This window comes from Enterobacter sp. 342 (assembly GCF_036663495.1).
Classification (GTDB): Bacteria; Pseudomonadota; Gammaproteobacteria; order Enterobacterales; family Enterobacteriaceae; genus Enterobacter.
The window spans coordinates 22,389-29,243 of the sequence record NZ_JAWUEI010000042.1 but is presented as its reverse complement, the minus strand read 5'-3'; the positions used below and the strand labels follow the sequence as shown (position 1 = coordinate 29,243).

The following is a 6,855-nucleotide window of genomic DNA, read 5'->3' as shown; positions in this document are numbered from 1 at the left end:
CCTCTTTCAGAGTCAACCCGTTATTTCAGGATTTTTTCTCTTCAACCGACCGGGTTGTTTGTGAAGTGATTCACATCCGCCGTGTCGATGGAGGCGCATTATAGGGAGTTCTCCGCAGGCCGCAACCGAAAAGTTGCAAAAAAATGACTGACTGCTGCATTCCCCAGCAAAACCCCGCTTTATACCCATTTACACACAGAGTTATCCACAATGATACGAAAAAGTGAAAATGTGCGAGCGTTGCGCAAACGTTTTCGTTAAAATGCTCGCGCTTAACAAGGATGCCCTGTCAGGTGTGTTAGATGAGTTTTTCGCTGGAAAATTCATCTAACGCTCTCTGTAATCGTGAAATCCAGGGGATTTACCATGCAACAACGTCGTCCAGTCCGCCGCGCTCTGCTCAGTGTTTCTGATAAAGCCGGTATCGTCGAATTCGCTCAGGCACTTTCTGCACGTGGTGTGGAGCTGCTGTCCACAGGCGGTACCGCTCGCCTGTTAGCAGATAAAGGTCTGCCGGTAACCGAAGTGTCCGATTACACCGGTTTCCCGGAAATGATGGATGGACGCGTGAAAACCCTGCACCCGAAAGTGCATGGCGGTATTCTTGGCCGTCGCGGTCAGGACGACGCCATTATGGAAAAACATGATATCGCGCCAATCGACATGGTTGTCGTTAACCTCTACCCGTTCGCCCAGACCGTTGCCCGCGAAGGCTGTTCTCTGGAAGATGCCGTAGAGAATATTGATATCGGCGGCCCGACCATGGTTCGCTCCGCAGCCAAGAACCATAAAGATGTGGCTATCGTGGTGAAGAGCAGCGACTACAACACCATTATTAATGAGATGGATGCCAATGAAGGGTCACTGACTCTGCAAACGCGTTTCGATCTCGCCATCAAAGCATTCGAACACACCGCTGCATACGACAGCATGATCGCCAACTACTTCGGTAGCCTGGTGCCGGCTTACCACGGTGAAAGCAAAGATCCTTCTGGCCGCTTCCCGCGCACCCTGAACCTGAACTTCATTAAGAAGCAGGATATGCGTTACGGTGAGAACAGCCACCAGCAAGCAGCCTTCTATATAGAAGAAGAGGTTAAAGAAGCCTCTGTTGCTACCGCTCAACAAGTTCAGGGCAAAGCGCTTTCCTATAACAACATCGCTGACACCGATGCTGCGCTGGAATGTGTGAAAGAGTTCAGTGAGCCAGCCTGCGTTATCGTCAAGCACGCTAACCCATGCGGCGTCGCGGTAAGTAGCTCTATTCTGGATGCCTACGATCGTGCCTACAAAACCGACCCGACCTCCGCGTTCGGCGGTATTATCGCCTTCAACCGTGAGCTGGATGCTGAAACGGCGCAAGCCATCATCTCTCGCCAGTTTGTCGAAGTGATCATCGCACCATCCGCATCCGAAGAAGCGCTGAAAATCACCGCTGCAAAACAGAACGTGCGTGTGCTGGTTTGCGGTCAGTGGGCTGAACGTGTACCGGGTCTGGACTTCAAACGCGTGAACGGCGGTCTGCTGGTTCAGGACCGCGACCTGGGTATGGTGACAGAAGCCGACCTGCGCGTGGTGACCAAACGTCAACCAACCGAGCAGGAACTGCGTGACGCGCTGTTCTGCTGGAAAGTGGCGAAGTTCGTGAAATCCAACGCCATTGTCTACGCAAAAGAGAACATGACCATCGGGATAGGTGCCGGCCAGATGAGCCGTGTTTATTCTGCAAAAATCGCCGGGATTAAAGCAGGTGATGAAGGTCTGGAAGTGAAAGGCTCCGCCATGGCGTCTGACGCCTTCTTCCCGTTCCGTGACGGTATCGATGCCGCAGCAGCAGTAGGCATCACCTGTGTGATCCAGCCTGGCGGTTCCATTCGTGATGACGAAGTGATTGCCGCTGCCGATGAACACGGTATTGCGATGATCTTCACCGACATGCGCCACTTCCGCCATTAATTCCCGGAGCAGAAAATGAAAGTATTAGTGATTGGTAATGGCGGACGCGAGCATGCTCTGGCATGGAAAGCGGCACAATCCCCGCTGGTGAAAACTGTCTTTGTGGCACCGGGCAACGCCGGTACGGCGCTGGAGCCAGCGCTGCAGAACGTGGCTATCGGTGTGACCGATATCCCGGCGCTGCTGAACTTTGCACAGAGCGAGAAAATCGACCTGACCATCGTCGGCCCGGAAGCGCCGCTGGTGATTGGCGTGGTGGATGCGTTCCGCGCGGCAGGCCTGAAAATCTTCGGGCCAACCGAAGGTGCAGCACAGCTCGAAGGCTCCAAAGCCTTCACCAAAGATTTTCTCGCACGTCACAATATTCCCACTGCGGAATATCAGAACTTCACGGAAGTTGAACCAGCCCTGGCTTATCTGCGTGAAAAAGGCGCGCCGATTGTCATTAAGGCCGACGGCCTGGCTGCCGGTAAAGGCGTTATCGTGGCGATGACCCTCGAAGAAGCAGAGGCCGCGGTGCAGGACATGCTGGCCGGCAACGCATTCGGCGATGCAGGCCATCGCATCGTGATCGAAGAGTTCCTCGATGGTGAAGAGGCGAGCTTCATTGTAATGGTCGACGGCGAGCACGTTCTGCCGATGGCTACCAGCCAGGATCATAAACGCGTAGGCAATGCAGATACCGGCCCGAACACCGGCGGTATGGGTGCTTACTCGCCCGCTCCGGTCGTGACTGACGAAGTGCATCAGCGCACGATGGATCGCATTATCTGGCCAACCGTAAAAGGTATGGCAGCCGAAGGGAACACTTACACTGGTTTCCTCTATGCGGGTCTGATGATCGACAAACAAGGTAACCCGAAGGTCATCGAGTTCAACTGCCGCTTTGGCGATCCAGAAACTCAGCCGATCATGCTGCGCATGAAATCCGATCTGGTCGATCTGTGCCTGGCAGCCTGTGAAGGTAAGCTGGATGAGAAAACTTCCGAGTGGGACGAACGTGCCTCTCTGGGCGTAGTGATTGCTGCTGGCGGCTATCCAGGTAATTACAACACCGGAGATGAGATCCACGGTCTGCCGCTGGAAGAGATCGAAGGCGGTAAAGTGTTCCATGCGGGTACGAAACTGTCTGACGACGATCGTGTACTGACTAACGGTGGCCGTGTGCTGTGTGCGACCGCGTTGGGTCATACCGTGGCAGAAGCACAGAAGCGTGCCTATGCGCTGATGGCGGATATTCACTGGAACGGTAGCTTTAGCCGTCAGGATATCGGCTATCGCGCGATTGCGCGTGAGCAAGGGGAGTAATTACGCTCTCACTCTAACCCTCTCCCTCAAGGGAGAGGGGATTTACGTCAGAAACTCTTCTCTGTCGGCTGCCAGGTGCAGAAGTCTTCATTCGCCACCAGCAGCAGCTGAGAACCTTCCGGTGCTTCAAGCCACGCCACACTCACCTCCATAGATGAATGACGCTGACGACGTTCAATATGTTCGGTTGCCCAGGATTCAAGCTCAGGCTTCACTGTCTGCCCTTCGCAAGTTGTCACTGTCCCATCGGCGTGCCAGCGCCCCTGGCGCAGTACAACGCGTCCCTGACGCAGCGCATCGCTGGTCTGGCGGATCTGTTCGGCACGATAACGATAGAGAGCAATTTGATCGCTGGAAAGCTGCTGTTTTTGACCACTCACTTCACGCTGCATAAAGCTCAGCTCGCCATGGTCATCAAAACGCACTTTCACATGATCGGGGGTTTTACTGTAGACGTTCAGTTCGATCAGCGTGAGGTCATCGCCCTGCCAGCGATACTCCGCGGTCGAGGTATTGCCGTTATGCCACGGGCTAAAAGCAGAAAGCAGATGCACTTCCCCGCCGGAATCTTTGCGCCAGATCCTGACCGCCCCCTGGTTGTCAGCGTAGCCGCTGGCAGTAAACGGTGGCAGAGTGGAGTCATGGCTACAGGCTGACAGCAACAGCACGCCCGCTAACGTGAGCGCACCACGCCAGACAGACAAAAGGGGCGTTACCGCCCCTTCGTTAAAACTGTTCACTGCCACGCGTCTTACTTAACAGCGTCTTTCAGTGCTTTACCAGAAACAAATGCTGGCACGTTAGCTGCGGCGATTTTGATTTCTTTACCGGTCTGCGGGTTGCGGCCAGTGCGCTCAGCACGGTGGTTCACTTTGAAGGTACCGAAACCAACCAGTTGTACAGCATCGCCTTCTTTCAGAGACTCAGTAATAGCAGCCAGGGTAGATTCCAGAGCAGCTTTAGCCTGCACTTTAGACAGATCAGCCTTGTCCGCAATTACATCAATCAGTTGAGTCTTGTTCATAAGTTATCCTTTCAATGTGTTTATCGCTTGCTAAGCATCGAGTGCGACGAAAATGCCAAAAAAGCACTCTCCTGCATACACGCACCGATAGCCACTTTTTTTCGCCCCCCAAATGTAGACCAGACAAGGGGCGAAAGGGAAGAGTCGAGGAGCGACAAAACGGGCGTTATCTCAAGTTTTATTGTCTCATTGGTTAAAAATTATACCAATATTGCTCTCACCGGCCTCGCGTAAGTCCGCGCGCAGCCCTTTTATCAGCTCGATATCGCGTTCTTCACACTCTGCCAGCAGGCGGAAAATTTCCCACTGAATGTCCCATTCTTGTTCTACCGCCGGGTTCGCACGCAACTCTTCGTCGGTCATTTCACGACCTTCCTGAGTCATTTCCAGCATCGCAACGGTCGTAATCGAGGCCTTACTGACTTCGATAGCATGCTCCAGCGTTTCACCACTCAGGCGGGAGTGAATCAACTCGCTTAACGCCACACAAGCATCGATCGCCGGATAGACACCGTACAGGTCAAAATCATCCGCGACCGGAATCGCCTCTTCCAGCTTTTCGAGCTGAGAGTCGAAATTCACCTTCGCGTCTTTCACCGTCAGCGTTTCCCAGATCAGATCCAGAATTCGGCGATAAATATGACCATCACCAAAGCCCGTCTGCTTGCAGAACGCGGCATAGTTGGGATACATGCGCTCGCACAGGCAAGCCATAAAGGTGACGTGCTGCCAGCTTTCCAGCTTCTCAAGGCGCAGGTGAATCGGGTTTTGTAGCATGATGATCTCTCGAATCGAAAATTAGGCGCAGTTTACCTGAATCATCGCTGAATTTCCTGCCAACGAACAAAAGCCGGGCGTGAAGAAGCCACCGCGTCTGCCCAGCGTGTTGGTTCCGGCAAACGGTAGCCCTTCATACAGCGCTGTACCCATGCCAGCGCGCTATCCATACCTACTCGGTGTCCAGTGGAGACAAACAGCGGATTACATCGCGCTTTACTGCGCCAGACCCACGCCAGTTGTTCGCCTTTATCAATGAGCGGCGCCAGCGCACCAGGCTCGGCAGAAAGCGGTTCAAACGCGCCACACAAGCGTTTCTTAGCAACGCCGATGGTGGGAACATCCACCAGCAGGCCAAAGTGGCTGGCAACGCCTAAACGGCGCGGGTGTGAGATTCCGTGTCCATCAACAAACAGCAGGTCAGGTTTTTGCGAGAGCTGCTCCCACGCTGCCAGCAGCGCGGGATATTCACGAAAGGAGAGAAAGCCAGGAATATAGGGCATGGTGGTAGCAATACGCGCCACCTTGTACTCCACCAGCTCAAGCGAGGGATATTTCAGTACCACCATCGCCGCTCGCGTCACGTCCCCACCCTGCTCAAACCCGACGTCCGCCCCACCGATAAACTGCGGGGGATCCTTATCCAGACGATCCTCGCGGATCACGGATGAAGCCAGTTCAATTTGTTGGGCGCGTAATGACGCGAGATCCATAGCGATTCCTTACTTGTGGTATTGCGCAGAAAGTCGGTGTACCGCCTCCACAAACGCGCCAGCGTGTTCTGGCGGCACGTCCTGATGAATACCGTGTCCGAGGTTAAAGACGTGCCCTTCCCCCTGGCCGAAGCCGGCGAGAATCGTTGCCACCTCTTCTTCAATGCGAGCTGGCTGTGCATAGAGCATGGACGGATCCATATTGCCCTGCAGCGCCACCTTGTCACCCACGCGACGGCGCGCATCAGCGATATCGGTAGTCCAGTCCAGCCCAAGGGCGTCACAGCCCGTTGCTGCCATCGCTTCGAGCCACTGACCGCCACCTTTGGTGAACAGCGTTACCGGTACGCGACGGCCTTCGTTTTCACGCAGCAAACCATCGACGATCTTGTGCATGTAATAGAGCGAGAACTGCTGATAATCGCGCCCGGTGAGTACGCCGCCCCAGGTGTCGAAAATCATCACCGACTGCGCACCCGATTTAATCTGTGCGTTCAGGTAGAGAGTGACGCTTTTCGCCAGCTTGTCGAGCAACGCATGCAACGCCAGCGGCTCCGCGTACATCATCTTTTTAATCACGGTGAAAGCCTTGCTGCTGCCACCTTCGACCATGTAAGTCGCCAGCGTCCACGGACTGCCGGAGAAACCGATCAGCGGCACTTCACCTTTCAGCTCACGGCGAATGGTGCGCACAGCGTTCATGACATAGCCCAGCTCACCTTCCGGATCGGGGATCGGCAGCTTATCGACGTCGGCTTTACTCTTGATTGGTGAAGTAAAACGTGGGCCTTCACCAGTTTCAAAATAGAGCCCAAGGCCCATCGCATCCGGGATGGTCAGAATGTCCGAAAAGAGAATGGCGGCATCCAGCGGGAAGCGGCGCAGCGGCTGGAGCGTCACTTCACAGGCCAGCTCAGCATTTTTGCACAGCGACATAAAATCGCCCGCCTGCGCACGCGTGGCTTTGTACTCTGGCAGATAACGTCCCGCCTGGCGCATCATCCACACCGGGGTGACATCAACGGGCTGGCGCAGCAGCGCACGCAGATAACGATCGTTCTTCAGTTCGGTCATTTT

Annotated in this window: 7 protein-coding genes; 2 read left to right on the top strand and 5 right to left on the bottom strand. The window is 54.7% G+C overall.

Translation table 11 applies throughout. From position 1 onward, the window contains the following. Positions 1–366: 366 nt before the first annotated feature. Positions 367–1,956, top strand: coding sequence for a bifunctional phosphoribosylaminoimidazolecarboxamide formyltransferase/IMP cyclohydrolase (gene purH / locus V6E55_RS22515; RefSeq protein ID WP_028018460.1), 1,590 nt, complete (start codon positions 367–369; stop codon positions 1,954–1,956). Positions 1,957–1,971: 15 nt separating this feature from the next. Next, positions 1,972–3,264 carry a phosphoribosylamine--glycine ligase gene (gene purD / locus V6E55_RS22510; protein ID WP_316943951.1) on the top strand — a complete coding sequence of 431 codons (1,293 nt, stop codon included), beginning with the start codon at positions 1,972–1,974 and terminating at the stop codon, positions 3,262–3,264. 47 nt (positions 3,265–3,311) lie between these two features. On the opposite strand, the gene V6E55_RS22505 is transcribed toward purD, so the two are convergent. The 5 genes from V6E55_RS22505 to hemE form a co-directional block, all read right to left on the bottom strand. After that, positions 3,312–4,004, bottom strand: a complete 693-nt coding sequence (locus tag V6E55_RS22505) for a DUF1481 domain-containing protein (RefSeq protein WP_114980112.1) — start codon at positions 4,002–4,004, stop codon at positions 3,312–3,314. 11 nt (positions 4,005–4,015) lie between these two features. Continuing rightward, complete coding sequence (hupA, locus tag V6E55_RS22500) at positions 4,016–4,288, bottom strand: nucleoid-associated protein HU-alpha (RefSeq protein WP_002445246.1); 273 nt, start codon at positions 4,286–4,288, stop codon at positions 4,016–4,018. A gap of 186 nt (positions 4,289–4,474) precedes the next feature. After that, a complete protein-coding gene (locus V6E55_RS22495; RefSeq protein WP_028018463.1) occupies positions 4,475–5,065 on the bottom strand; it encodes a YjaG family protein in 591 nt (196 codons plus the stop codon). 41 nt (positions 5,066–5,106) lie between these two features. After that, a complete protein-coding gene (gene nfi / locus V6E55_RS22490; protein ID WP_316943950.1) occupies positions 5,107–5,778 on the bottom strand; it encodes a deoxyribonuclease V in 672 nt (223 codons plus the stop codon). Between the two features lie 9 nt (positions 5,779–5,787). Further along, the gene (gene hemE / locus V6E55_RS22485; protein WP_316943949.1) at positions 5,788–6,852 is read right to left on the bottom strand and encodes a uroporphyrinogen decarboxylase; all 1,065 of its coding nucleotides are present in this window, start codon (positions 6,850–6,852) and stop codon (positions 5,788–5,790) included. Positions 6,853–6,855: the final 3 nt, after the last annotated feature.